Source organism: Lentibacillus halophilus, assembly GCF_055395055.1.
Genome location: NZ_AP043750.1, coordinates 617845 through 630425 on the forward strand (window position 1 = coordinate 617845; position 12581 = coordinate 630425).

Sequence of the window (12581 nt, forward strand, 5' to 3'; positions counted from 1 at the left end):
TACCCCCCGATATTAAAACCGATACCGCTTGAGTGGCATCAGTGTCTGGCACCAGTTCTCTATAATAGATGAACCCCGGCGGTTCCTTTAACGAATTCCACCTTGTCATCGGAAGGGACATGCTTCCCCATAATCCCTATTTATGTCAACCAAACGAAAAAAGCCCCGCAGAGACTTTCTCTCCACAGGACTTCCACTATATTCGCCTACTTTAGCACTTTAAAGCAGCGGGGGACTGACCCCGATATTAAAAAGGAGACCGGACGCATCCAGTCTCCTTAGGTGAAAGCCTTAGCTATTCACCGCTATTACTAATTAGTATGATACCATATTATCTTATTATGTACAAATATAAAATAATGTTTAAACATAATTTTTTAGACCTTCTAATTTCACATTAAGGTCTGTACCGACAATCTGGTTATGCACTGATACTGGAATTGAACTTCTTAATTTTTCCGATTCATCTTTAAAATTGCTTATGGTTTGTTTTAATTCAGTTTTTGATTTTCCCAATTTTTTAACAAAATTACTATTAAAATCATATAATCAATGAGTTGCTTAAAATGAATACCTTTAATTTCTGTCTCCAAATTCACATATGATTTGAGATTACGATTTACGTTTGTATTACCACTAAATCTACAGTCAAATATCACATTATTATGAGCAATAGCATTTCGAAGGCCCTTCAGATTAAATATAATATTTTCAATCAATCTTCCATCATCTTCTAAAGAGGCGTGTGTTAAAGCTAAATTTTGGCAATTTTTGATTCGAATAGATTTATTAAGACATTTCAAAAGCAACCCAAAATTCCCCATATCCAATACTTCAAAAACTGCCCACAAAGGAATCGCATCCCCATTATGTAAATGATGAGTAATAATTTCATTTTTAGGATAATTAAACTGAATTTGGCTGTAAACTTTTTTCTGTAGTTTCAAATAATCCTTCATTTTATTTTTGTGTTGTTGGCTATTAGTTATTTCTGCTCTATAGTCGTTAAAGAAGTTTTTAAAGGCTGATTCTAAATCCATTTTTCCAAAGGAAACCAATGTGTTTAACGTGTAGTTTTTTACTGCTGTTTCAATTGTCATGATATATGGATAAAAAAGCGTTTTTAAGTTCATATCAAAATTATAAATCGCTGAAACTTCATCAAAGTCGGTAAAAGGAATAGGATTGGTTGACTTTTTTATGAAACGATAACCTTTATAACCATGATAATACCCTATATTTAATAACTCCTGTTTTTGTTTACTACCACTAATATTAATACCTGCATTATCTCTTAAATGTATCATTAATCCATCAGTTCGTTTCCCTTTAACCAAATTTTTTCTAGCCCTCCCTTAGTTACGAATGCCACTCCTTATAATAGTGCAACATTATACATATCTATATAATAACATTAATTTTTTTAGTATATAATAGTTATAATTCCACTTAATTTTCTACTTAATTTATAACTTTATACGCAACGGTGTATTTCTCTTTACTTGCAACTAACGAAGCCATAGCTATCAACTCTTAAGCAGCGGGGGACTAGTATGGAAAATAAATGATGCACATTATTAAAAAAGACCACCATTTTCTAGTAAAACAGAAGAACCTAGCACAGAACTTCCAATTACTATTCCACAAAGGAGACGAAAATGATGGTATAGTCACTATTTAATCATATCAAAGGTAAAAATGGAAGTAGATGGGCGGGCTTTATTAAGGAAACAGGTATAGATCATATGTTGATTGTTGCAATTGATGCAGCTAAATATACACATAAAGCGATGATATGTAATTTTTATGGAGATGTGTTGTCTCCGACCCAAAAGGGCTGTATATAAGCTAATGGACCCTTGCTTGTCTCTTCTAGATGGACGGACGACTATGGGGAGACTGAATCCGATATGCAATTAAATTTCGGACAGTACTTTTGCCGCTTCCATTATTACCGGCGAACACAAACAAAGTCGGTTGAATGTCATTCATTTTTATCCGAGTCATCCTGTATGGCAATGTCTCCGTTATAATATTCCTTTACAGTCCTTCCCTCATTATTCTGGTATATGATATAGGACTGACTTGCTTTTGCATCAATTTTGGCCCGTTCGCCTGTCATTCGGATATACCTTTTCAAGTCTTTACGATTGATACCTGCCAAGCAGCGGGGAACTGTCCCCGATATTGCAGGACTTCCACTGTTCCCGCCCACTTTAGCGCTTTAAAGCAACGGGGGACTGACCCCAAGCAGCGAGAAACTGGCTCCGATATGTTAAGTGAACTGCTGAATCGTTGTCCTTAGCTTGTCTGCTACTGAATGGACACCTTGGTTGATTTCACTATCTGTGAATGAAACACTTACAAAATCCTCATCCATATCCAATGCTTCTGAAAGCAGTCCGCCCAGTCCTTTTGCACGACGGTCAACCTGAAGGATAAGTTCGACTCTGTCCTCTTTCATAAAAAACATTGCTTCCAATTCATCCAAATCACCGTGGAAATCGCTACCCGGCATGAACTCAAACTCTTGAACATAGCGATGACGTTTGGAATACTCCATTTCCACTTTACGCATACGAAATCCAAGTTCATTTGTCAAGGCTTCCAATACGGTATTCATATTCCGGTGCGGCTCAACGTTAATAAAATCTTTGTCTTTTGGATCGATTGCGTTTGGCACATCCATTCCAGTCTGAAACCACACACTCGTTTTTCCTATCGTAGGTGGGGTGTGCACAGGAAGCGTGAAACTGAAGTCAATTTCTTTGCTTTCCCCTTCACCAATGGTAAACGAATCACCTACAGCAAAAGAATCCAGCTTAACGTCTTCATGCACTTTTCTGTCGTTTACTTCTCGAACTGCTTCCGTCATCAAGAACAAATTCAGCTGATCAACCTGCTGTTCGGTGCTACCACCTTCAATAACAATTTTTCCACTGACTTCTTCTCCCGGTACAAGCCGGTCGTTATCAAGCTGTGTATCAACTTTTGCACTTCCAATTCCCACGCTTGCAAGCCATTTTTTTAACATGTCATAATCCCCCTATTTAATCACTTCATTTATATTTTCAACATAGCGGGAAGATAATCCTACTATGTTTTCCGTATTCAAAAAATTAATACTTCATTTACCATTCTTCACAAAATTTTTCAGCAAATTAACCTGACCCCGATATAAGTTCAAACTACACCGATACCTCAGAAACCATAATTTAAAGCCAAAAAAGAAGCCCTGCAGAGAGTTTCACTCCACAGGACGTCCACTGGATTCCGACTGCTTTAGCGCTTTAAAGCGGCGGGGGACTGGCCCCGATATTGCTCAAGGGATGGTTCTTGATGAAGCAAAAGAACCATCCCTGTGCTTCCATGGTTAAATTGCCCTCCTTATCGTATTATAGGGATGAGGGGGTAACTTGATAATGGAAGATATTATTAAAGATATTGTTAAAGATATTGTTACCTTTGATTTTATCCAAGGGTTATTAACGGGTATCATATTAAGTCTAGTGAGCTTTTTAGGAAGAACAGTATGGAATAAATTCAAGAGTTATCGTGAAAATAAAAAAAGACTATTTTACTACATTTGGAAACCAGAAAATCCTATGCTCAATGATGATAAAATAATTAAGAAAATATCGGATTACAAAAAAACTTGGAAAATGACAATGAATGAAGAAGGTTTTGATGTCGTTATTGACTCTTCAAAAATGATAGATGGGTTTGATGCGTTTGAGCAGGGCATCATAAAATTATTAAACACTGAGAGAGACAAGTATGAAATATACAGCACAAACTACGGTGTTAGTTATATATTAACAGATGCTAACAGCGAAGGAGAATTTAAATCAATGGCTTTTATTGTTGCAAAAGAAATAATGAAAAACCAAGAAGAATGGATTAAAGAAATTCACTCAATTAAAAAAGTAAAAGATAAAAACATAATAGTGATTGAGTTGGGTTTAAAAGGAATTCATGAGATTGTAAAAATAAAAGCTATTGTTATACCAAGCAAAATGAGGCATAAAGAATGAGATTGAGTTTTTTGTCCAAAGTAAAGGGCTTTGTCCTCTCTTGTCGAATAGATAGATGGGAGGGGATATGAATGGGAATGGAAAGAGACAATGAAATGATTAAATACCTATTAATTTGGTTTAGAACTACTTCTACACCAAACGCTTTTGCGTATTCATAAGTTTCTAGTTCTTATAACGGGCAATCTGGGACTAACCATGCCTAATGAGGACTCACTGAAAGGGATGAGGAAAATTAGAAGACTTAATGATAACAAGGAATTTTGCCGTTTTTGCAGGGCAGCTCTACAGGATGAACCGATACCCGAGGAAATACAACATCACTACGGTGCAACTCATTTTACTAGAAAAGTCGGCATATCAAGTATAGAGGAAGGCCGTATTGTGAAATGACAATGCCCGGATTGTGAACGGGAATTGGGAGCGGGAGTGATTTGAGAGCACAGCTGCTGCGATTTTGCTCTTTTTCGTTATTCATAAATACAGAAGGAAAAAGAAAAGCCCGGCAGAGATTTCTCTCCACGGAGCTTATCCGTTAGTGGTTGGGTTTGAAGTACTGCTCGTACGCGCGATCAGACCCCAATATTAGAATAGCTCTTCAATCCAGTTAACAAGCTTATTCCAAAAGGAAAACAAGAGAATAAAACCTACAATAAAAGAAGTTATAAATCCAGTGATAATAGGATGCTTAGAAGCAAAGCCTTTTTTCTTAGGGGGAGTAGAGTAAATATGACCTACATTAGAATTTTTAAACTTATTCCTATCACCTATCTTAATGCTCATTACACTTCACCCTTATGACCAACATTACTAGTTTTTATTTTGTTTTCGTCTCCAATAGTAATGGAATTATCATAAATAACAGAAATAATATATTGTTGAATACTTTCTAATTCCTTCGGAGAACCTTCTCCAGAAAAAACGTCCAAGGAGTCCAAGTTTCCAAAGTCTTTCTCTAATTTCATAATAATATTAGTTACCTTGTTTTTTATATTGGCTACTATCCCCTGAAGTTGATTTGGGCTAACCTCGATTCTCATTCCCGATAAATAAAAGCCAACATGAGATAGTCGTTGACAGACTTCAGCAGGAACAGGTCTGCCAACTTCACTTGTACTATCTAATAAACTTTTTATGCCAAGAGCGCCATCTGTTATATTAATAGTTAGCATCTGCTCTCTAAGCTCTGTACTTATATGATTAAGAGGAATCGAAGCGTTTGTATGCTTCAGATTCCCTAGCATATACGTTCCAATAGGGCGACCCTTAAGTACACGATAAGGAGGTACATCATTTACTGTTTCATACCCTTGTATTTCACTATTAATCCACTTATTTATTTCTTCATTTTCAAGGTCAGCTAAAATTACCTTCAGCCTCATAAGTACACTTTCAAGCCTTTCTTCCCCGCCTACAAGATCTTTTAGAATTTGACTCTTTGACATTCTTTTTCAACTCCTATCATTTTCTTCTTACTACCTTTATACTATTTTTAGTGTGTTTATGGCAGAATAAAATTACATAAATCGGCAGCGTAAAAATACACAATTGCCATTATAAAAAAAGAGCCTTGCCAGTCATCCCAAAATCTATTAACCTCCTGCATGTAAAGACCAATAAACATGGGGGAGGAATGAAAGGATGCTAGCAATGGCTCAAGTTGACTATATCAATTTTTTACGGGAAAAGGAAGGGTTATCCGTCAATTCCTTAAAGCGGTGGGGGACTAGTATGGAAAATAAACGATGCACGTTATTAAAAAAGACCACCATTTTCTAGTAAAATAGAAGAACCTAGCACAGAACTTCCAATTACTATTCCACAAAGGAGACGAAAATGATGGTATATTCATTATTTAATCATATCAAAGGTAAAAATGGAAGTAGATGGGCAGGTTTTATTAAGGAAACAGGTATAGATCATATGTTGATTGTTGCAATTGATGCAGCTAAATATACGCATAAAGCGATGATATGTAATTTTTATGGAGATGTGCTGGTTAAGCCTTTTGAATTTGATGCATCGGAAACGGGCTTTGAGTCGCTAAAATCATTTATTCAACAGGAGAAGCATGAGGATATTAAAGAAATTGTGGTCGGCATTGAGACAACGGGGCATTATTATGAAGATGTAGTCAGGCGTTGCCATCAGGAAGGTTATCAGGTACGCATTCTTAATGCAGCCACAACGGCACAAGAAAGACAAGGACTTTTGAATTGGTCCAAGACAGATAACCTGGATTTAATGGTGATAGTCCAAACCATTATAAATGGCAAAGGAACATTTGGAGAATGGCCTTCGGGAAATGGTCAACAGCTACAAAAGCTTACTCGTGCACGGCGCTCTTTGGTAAAAGAACGAACAGCTCTGCAAAATCTTATTCGTTCTCATATGGATCAAATATTTCGTGAGATGCAAGGGAAGAACATTTGGGTTGAAGGCAAGCGAACATACATGAAACCATTCTCTCAATTCTTTGGGAAAGCATCCCGTTATATCATGCGTTATTACCCTCATCCGTCTGATATTCTTACGTTAGGTGCCGAGGGGTTGCGCGACATTTCCATAAGGGAAAATTTAAAAATACGGGAAAATTCTATTGATATTCTATTAAAACTGGCGGAAAATTCTATCTCACAGCCCAAACAGGCAGTTGAAACAGAGATATTTCTGCTCAGCCAGAACTTGGATCAACTAGATTTATTAGACCAGCAGATCAGCAACCTGGAAGGTAAAATAGAAGATTCATTTATACAAACTGAAAGTGCCGTACTTCTTAGTATCACTGGCATTGGGCTTGTCACTGGAGCAGAACTAGCTGCGGAAATGGGGGATCTATCAGATTATGAACATGCGGGGCAATTAATTAAAATGGCCGGCACAAATCCCATTGTAAAACAATCAGGATGGCACAAAGCCTCCTATCACGGTGTTTCGAAACAAGGAAGAAAAACGTTTAGAGATGTTACGTACCAAGTTGGAAAATCTGTTGCCCATAATAACCCTGCCATGAATAACCATTATCAAAAGCTTAAAGAACGCGGTAAACACGTCAATCAAGCTTACATTGCATTAGGAAATCGAACCATACGACTGGCGTTTGCGATGATTCGTAAGCAGACCCTGTATCAAGCACAGCATAATAATTATGTATTATATCATGAACTTAAAAAGAAGCTGCGTATAGCTAATGTCAAAGAATTCTATGATCGATTTGTTTTAGCCGAGCAACCATCTGCCTAAAAATCAAGCGTACACAAGGTGCTTAGGATGAGCAAAAGACGATTCAAGAGTACCCATGAATGACATTATAAGTTAGACAACCGGTAAAAAAGTAGGGCTCCTCTAGGACGTTAGATCACATTGTACAAGGGGACTGAGGCTTATGACCTCGCGGGACAGCACTATGGATCTTGTCCTTCAAGTACGAATAATACGTAAAACATTAATTTGAATTTACTAGTCGGTATCCTCTGTTGGATGAAAAAGCAAGATCCACCTTTTCACGTCCTAGAGGGGCTCTAACATAAGGTTCTGTGTTAGTTGAACTTGTCAAAAAATGGTTTTGAGAGTTTTAGTTCAGTTTGTTCTTTTTTAAGTAAATTGGCGCCTTGACTTATTTGCCATTATACGCTGTCCCCGATATATATGGTGAGTCGACTTCACAAATTATGGAATTATATTGTGTTGCATTTATTATTGCAATTCAGGTTGTTATTTTGTTTCAATTAATTGCGACATGTACGTTGTCAATTTCACGACCGGTAATATATACTATAATAAGTGTATCATAAAATTTTAAATGGACATAGAAAACTTTTTATAAAGTATGTGTCAATCTTTTCTCGATGTGGTTGTCACACCAATATATCTGGCACTTTATCTTTGTACACTTTTTCCGGCTACCGCGCTGTCGCTTGGTGGCCTGCATATTTTCGTCACGTTCCAAAACCCGGAACCTGACAAAAACATGCAGGATATTACCTAAAACTCTTCATCAAGTTTCCTATCGCTGATGAATGGGCTGTATATAAACTGATGGATCCTTCTTTTGCGCCAATCGATGGGCGTGTTGGCTGATTCAAGTATTCCGTCATACGAATGGTCTTTTCAACGTCTCGCTGCTTGCGTGCGCTTCGTTTTTGGGATGTGAGATAAACATCTCGCAACGTGTTATTGAGGATACCCTGTTTTACTTTCACCATAGCTTCACTGCCGTCGGCGCTCCAATGCATCCCACGTCTTTTCATCCGGAAAGAAACGCGGCGCTGATTGGATTCCATAGCCCCTAAGCCTCGTGCGTCTTCTGGCGGGTCTTCCACTTTCTCACGCCAGTCAAATAGACGATTCCAATTGTGCTGAATGTAAGTTCGAAAACCGTTTACCTTTTCCAGCTGTTTCGCGTCTTCCAGGGTACTTTCGTATGTATCCAGCCAAAGTATGACCTGTTGCCAATCGTGTTGTTCTAACGCTTTCCTTATCCCATCCTTAAATTCACTCTTTTCACCGCCTAATGCCCGATTTAACGCCTGGGCTATATGATACGTGTCAAGTTGATTCAATACGGGGTAACGGGACTGGGAAAAGGCTTCTTGAAATCGTTCAGCTGTATAGCCCTGCCCGCCATCACTATTGGTCACAACCTGCGTATTCTCCAGCGAATAACCATGGGCTGCATATGACTGTACCTCTTTCCAAAAGTCATCAGCCGGTTTGGTTGTCATGATCACATGTTGATTGCTGAGTGATACTCGTTTGCCATTTTTGACCCAGCCTTCATGCATCATCGCATGCCGGATCTCATGGCTTTTCTTCTTTTTCGTTGAACGTACAAATACACCGTCAGCCTCTGCATACAAAAAGTCTACTTCTCTTGCCTCCGGAAGGGACGCTGCTTCCTCCAGTTCAGCCGCCATTTCCATATCAGCCTGGGACTGCGCCTCTCCAACACGCTTTACGATACTCCCGACTGTTTGATGACTCATCGTTACGGGTGTCCATTCCTTCAAAGTTTGGGCTGATGCACGATACGTGCTCTCACTAGCCAATTCAGCCACTTTTACCTCCGTCAGGGGACTGTACCGTTGACTTTTCCGAAGACCAGCCCACTCATCAAAGGGATAGTGAGAATCACCTTTCAGGTCATGCATTAATGTATGCCGAAAACGAACCGCCCCAAACGTGAATTGAACCGTTTTCCAATCTTCGCGCTCGACAGTCCAGCCCAACTTCTGTTTCTCAGCTTTAATCACCTTATTAATCTGTGTGAACACTTCTCCCACCTGGGAAGCGAACACCTCATACATATAGAGTCGAATGCTTTCTTCCAAATCAACTAAGTTGTTTGTTTCCTTTATTAATGCGTATAATCTTGATATAATAGTTTCCATGAGAAGGCCTCTTTCGAAATGTATTTGCCCGTCAAAGCATACATTTCATGATAGAGTGCCTTCTCTTTTTTGACTAGAAAATTGCCTCAGGTGGCCCCGAGAATTATTTTACACATATTTTTATAAAAGAATTAGCTTGAACGATGTATAAATTAAAATAAATGTTATAAAATATAGAAAAGAAGTGGTCAAATGCTTAAATTTAATGCAGACGGCAATGTAAATGGAGGTATCATAAAAGGACTGACAATCGCAAATATAAAAAGCGAATTAGTTGATTCTTTCCCTAATTCCCAAACACGGGAGAGAAATTTTAAAGGTTTGAAAAATTTTTTAGTTTCTTTAAAGGACGGAGATGTTCTTCCTCTTTTGAGCAAAATATGGTTAGATGGAAGCTTTTTAACAAATAAAATCAATCCTAATGATATAGATATGGTTCTTTTATTCAATCCATCAGATGATAATATCCCGAAAATAAGCGAATTCTTTGAGCAAAGAAGACAATACTTTAGACAAATCGGAGAAACATTTTATTGTGACGCTTACTTTACTGTAGACCACACCCTTATACCACCAAATGATTCGGCAAAAGCGTCCTTCGATAAACAAAATAAATACTGGATGGGGCAATTCGGTTTTGATAGAGAAGGTAAAAATAAAGGAATGTTGGAAATTGGTTGTCCAGAAGGGAGTGAATTGCAATGAATGAATACAGCTTTAGCCCTTTACCTTTCAATAATAAAGATGAGTCCCCTTCTGCATCAGAATTAAATTCAGAAATACCTAAAGACAGTAAATTCAAAAGCATTATTAAACATACTAACAATGAAATATTAAATTTTGAGAAGAAAAAAAAGCAGAAGAAAGAGGACCTTCTTGTGAAGGTGAAGTCCCTACAAGAATCTGGGAGAATTGGATTAAGAGAGCTAAACGTAATATCTTCGGGTATCCAACGAGTTTTTACAAGCATGTATAATAACTTGTTCGGAAAAGGAAATAGTCGCGGTCCAATACCTAAAAATATACTTGAATCCAGTGAATTAATTCTTAATAATACTTCACCTGGTTCATTCAACATGCATTTAGGCCTCACAGAGGACAATCCTATTATTGAGAGTTACGATTATGACTCAATTAATTATTTCTATGACCTTATGGAAGATATAAATTCGCAAGAAGATTATACAGAAATAGCCGATAACTATGGAATCAGGACATTCAATATTTTAAAAAATTGGTTTCAGGACTTAGAAAACGAACAAGTTGAATTTGATTTAACTTATTTGGATAAAGGAGACAAAGTCTCTTTATCTAAAAATAAAATAAGTAGTATTACGAAGACACTTAGTAACATTAAAACCAAAGAAATATCTGAATCAATCCAGGTTGATGGTAAGCTTTTAGCAGCTGACTATTCTAAACTCTCTTTCTCAATTAGTTGGAACGGAAAAGAAATAAAAGGCAAAACTAATGCAGAAGTATTTAATAAGGGATTAACTATTAATAACACATATACTTTTAAATTAACTAAAAAAATAATAACAAATATTTCTACAAATGAAGAAAAGGAAAGTTATTATTTAAATCAAGTTATTGAGTAAATAAATCCAATTCAAATCCCCTCTTCATTACAATCACGGTAATGAAGAGGGGATATTCGCAGCTGGAAGAGAGACCTGATAAGCGGTGGGGGACTGTCCCCGATATGTTCAAGCAGTCACAGCGTTTAGAAATGTACCAAAACAAGCTACATAAAGAGAAAATGAACCATGTACTGCAAGAAAAACAAACTAAATCTGGACAAGTTCAATGGGAGTGTATAGCTGATGGGACAATTGACCCTTCAAAACTAGGAGAAGCTTGTTTTCTTAGGCCCAATAAGTTATTTGAAAATACACCGATACCCCTGAGCCCATAATTTAGAGCCATAAAAGAAGCCCTGCAGAGACTTTCTCTCCACAGGACTCCCTTACACCCATACGCTTTAGCGATTTAAAGCGGTGGGGGACTGTCCCCAATACTCCTTCAGCAATGAAAGACAAATCGGCGCCTTTCGCAAGCAGGGGGGTTGCAAATGTATGTCGGCATACATGCGGATATAAGGTCTGTGATAACCCGGCTTGTTTACCGAGTTTGGTTGTGACTTTATAGATGCCAGTCGATTTTAAACGTCCACCAAACTTATTCAAAAACAAAGGATCACCTTCACGACAAGCTCTCGTTTCCAAATAATCTTGCATGACAAGGGCACATTCTTCGGAAAAATGAACGTGGCGTATATGTCCCCCTTTCCCCAGAACCATGGCTGTACGTTTTTCCAACTGTACATCCTCAATATTTAAGTGGGAGGTTTCCGTTTTACGGCAGCCGGAGGAAAGCAAAAGAAGAATGAGAGCACGATCTCTAAGTGGTAGATCTTCAGCCTCCCGTTTCACACGTGCCAGTTCTTCTCCATTGAGAAATTGGGGTAAGCTTTCAGGTATGGCTGGTTTCCAACGACTTTTAATTACTGGAGCATTCAAGTAATCCTCAGCTAAACAAAAGTTGGTAAAGGATTTTAAAGCCGATAGATAAAGGTCTATCGTTTTGGGTTTTTTCCCTTCACTTATGACGTATAGCCAGTTCCGAATATGTTCAGACGTTAAATTTCCGATGGATACAGAACATTCACTAAGAAATTTCTCAAGTACCCATTTATATTTCGTGATCGTAACCACAGCCTTGTTAGCAAGTTTTAAGCTTAACAGGAAGTCATTTAAAATTTGCCGATTGTTTTCTGGGATTATCTTTTTAGTAGTCACCCAGTACTTTTGAGATGTACTCATAAATATCCTCGTTTCATTGATTACTTGTCTAGAAGTAGTGTTAACATATTTATCCGAATATAGACACTTACATTAAAATAATGTATTTTTAAACGGTGGAAGACTGTCTCCCGAAAAATTTATAAACAAGAAAACAAAAAGAAAGCCCTGCAGAGATTTATATCTCCACAAGGCTTCCATTGTAACGTCTACTTTATTGCTCTAAAGCGGCGGGGGACTGTCCCCGATATTCACAAGGCTCCCATTGTACCGGCTACTTTATTGCTTTAAAACGGTAAGGGACTGTCCCCGATACTCTATAAACAATTCAGAATTGTGTCGGGTCAAGTAGG

Annotated in this window: 12 protein-coding genes; 5 read left to right on the forward strand and 7 right to left on the reverse strand. The window is 37.7% G+C overall.

The window, feature by feature from the left end:
- Nucleotides 1-491 precede the first annotated feature (491 nt).
- The 3 genes from ACZ5Q7_RS02840 to ACZ5Q7_RS02850 form a co-directional block, all read right to left on the reverse strand.
- Nucleotides 492-1337 carry an Abi family protein gene (locus tag ACZ5Q7_RS02840; protein WP_343754340.1) on the reverse strand — a complete coding sequence of 282 codons (846 nt, stop codon included), beginning with the start codon at nucleotides 1335-1337 and terminating at the stop codon, nucleotides 492-494.
- 647 nt (nucleotides 1338-1984) lie between these two features.
- Nucleotides 1985-2122 carry a hypothetical protein gene (locus ACZ5Q7_RS02845; RefSeq protein ID WP_343754338.1) on the reverse strand — a complete coding sequence of 46 codons (138 nt, stop codon included), beginning with the start codon at nucleotides 2120-2122 and terminating at the stop codon, nucleotides 1985-1987.
- Nucleotides 2123-2275: 153 nt separating this feature from the next.
- Nucleotides 2276-3034, reverse strand: coding sequence for a sporulation protein (locus ACZ5Q7_RS02850; RefSeq protein WP_343754336.1), 759 nt, complete (start codon nucleotides 3032-3034; stop codon nucleotides 2276-2278).
- A gap of 388 nt (nucleotides 3035-3422) precedes the next feature.
- On the opposite strand from ACZ5Q7_RS02850, the gene ACZ5Q7_RS02855 reads away from it, so the two are divergent.
- Nucleotides 3423-4034: a DUF2634 domain-containing protein gene (locus tag ACZ5Q7_RS02855; protein ID WP_343754334.1), complete on the forward strand. Its 612-nt coding sequence runs from the start codon at nucleotides 3423-3425 to the stop codon at nucleotides 4032-4034.
- Nucleotides 4035-4619: 585 nt separating this feature from the next.
- Here ACZ5Q7_RS02855 and ACZ5Q7_RS02860 read toward each other — a convergent pair.
- Nucleotides 4620-4817 carry a hypothetical protein gene (locus ACZ5Q7_RS02860; RefSeq protein ID WP_343754332.1) on the reverse strand — a complete coding sequence of 66 codons (198 nt, stop codon included), beginning with the start codon at nucleotides 4815-4817 and terminating at the stop codon, nucleotides 4620-4622.
- The gene (locus tag ACZ5Q7_RS02865) at nucleotides 4817-5479 is read right to left on the reverse strand and encodes an AbiTii domain-containing protein (RefSeq protein ID WP_343754330.1); all 663 of its coding nucleotides are present in this window, start codon (nucleotides 5477-5479) and stop codon (nucleotides 4817-4819) included. The genes ACZ5Q7_RS02860 and ACZ5Q7_RS02865 overlap by 1 nt, the downstream gene beginning before the upstream one ends.
- A gap of 196 nt (nucleotides 5480-5675) precedes the next feature.
- Here ACZ5Q7_RS02865 and ACZ5Q7_RS02870 point away from each other — a divergent pair, with 196 nt between their 5' ends.
- Nucleotides 5676-5813 (forward strand): hypothetical protein, encoded by a 138-nt coding sequence (locus tag ACZ5Q7_RS02870; RefSeq protein WP_343754328.1) that lies wholly within the window; start codon nucleotides 5676-5678, stop codon nucleotides 5811-5813.
- 57 nt (nucleotides 5814-5870) lie between these two features.
- Entirely contained in the window at nucleotides 5871-7277 is a 1407-nt protein-coding gene (locus tag ACZ5Q7_RS02875) for an IS110 family RNA-guided transposase (RefSeq protein WP_464432995.1), read from the forward strand.
- 737 nt (nucleotides 7278-8014) lie between these two features.
- On the opposite strand, the gene ACZ5Q7_RS02880 is transcribed toward ACZ5Q7_RS02875, so the two are convergent.
- Nucleotides 8015-9424, reverse strand: a complete 1410-nt coding sequence (locus ACZ5Q7_RS02880; protein WP_464432896.1) for an ISLre2 family transposase — start codon at nucleotides 9422-9424, stop codon at nucleotides 8015-8017.
- A 192-nt stretch (nucleotides 9425-9616) separates the two neighbouring features.
- Between ACZ5Q7_RS02880 and ACZ5Q7_RS02885 the strand changes: the two genes are divergently transcribed.
- Entirely contained in the window at nucleotides 9617-10129 is a 513-nt protein-coding gene (locus tag ACZ5Q7_RS02885; protein ID WP_343752081.1) for a DUF6932 family protein, read from the forward strand.
- Complete coding sequence (locus ACZ5Q7_RS02890; RefSeq protein WP_343752082.1) at nucleotides 10126-11025, forward strand: hypothetical protein; 900 nt, start codon at nucleotides 10126-10128, stop codon at nucleotides 11023-11025. Before ACZ5Q7_RS02885 ends, ACZ5Q7_RS02890 begins: the two co-directional genes overlap by 4 nt.
- A 318-nt stretch (nucleotides 11026-11343) precedes the next feature.
- Here ACZ5Q7_RS02890 and ACZ5Q7_RS02895 read toward each other — a convergent pair whose 3' ends face one another.
- Nucleotides 11344-12249: a tyrosine-type recombinase/integrase gene (locus ACZ5Q7_RS02895; protein ID WP_343752083.1), complete on the reverse strand. Its 906-nt coding sequence runs from the start codon at nucleotides 12247-12249 to the stop codon at nucleotides 11344-11346.
- Nucleotides 12250-12581 lie beyond the last annotated feature (332 nt).

Coding starts and splice junctions, on each gene's coding strand:
- ACZ5Q7_RS02895 (WP_343752083.1), bottom strand. CDS start 12,249: ATGAGTACATCTCAAAAGTACTGGGTGACTACTAAAAAGATAATCCCA.
- ACZ5Q7_RS02885 (WP_343752081.1), top strand. CDS start 9,617: ATGCTTAAATTTAATGCAGACGGCAATGTAAATGGAGGTATCATAAAA.
- ACZ5Q7_RS02865 (WP_343754330.1), bottom strand. CDS start 5,479: ATGTCAAAGAGTCAAATTCTAAAAGATCTTGTAGGCGGGGAAGAAAGG.
- ACZ5Q7_RS02875 (WP_464432995.1), top strand. CDS start 5,871: ATGATGGTATATTCATTATTTAATCATATCAAAGGTAAAAATGGAAGT.
- ACZ5Q7_RS02870 (WP_343754328.1), top strand. CDS start 5,676: ATGCTAGCAATGGCTCAAGTTGACTATATCAATTTTTTACGGGAAAAG.
- ACZ5Q7_RS02845 (WP_343754338.1), bottom strand. CDS start 2,122: ATGACAGGCGAACGGGCCAAAATTGATGCAAAAGCAAGTCAGTCCTAT.
- ACZ5Q7_RS02850 (WP_343754336.1), bottom strand. CDS start 3,034: ATGTTAAAAAAATGGCTTGCAAGCGTGGGAATTGGAAGTGCAAAAGTT.
- ACZ5Q7_RS02855 (WP_343754334.1), top strand. CDS start 3,423: ATGGAAGATATTATTAAAGATATTGTTAAAGATATTGTTACCTTTGAT.
- ACZ5Q7_RS02880 (WP_464432896.1), bottom strand. CDS start 9,424: ATGGAAACTATTATATCAAGATTATACGCATTAATAAAGGAAACAAAC.
- ACZ5Q7_RS02860 (WP_343754332.1), bottom strand. CDS start 4,817: ATGAGCATTAAGATAGGTGATAGGAATAAGTTTAAAAATTCTAATGTA.
- ACZ5Q7_RS02890 (WP_343752082.1), top strand. CDS start 10,126: ATGAATGAATACAGCTTTAGCCCTTTACCTTTCAATAATAAAGATGAG.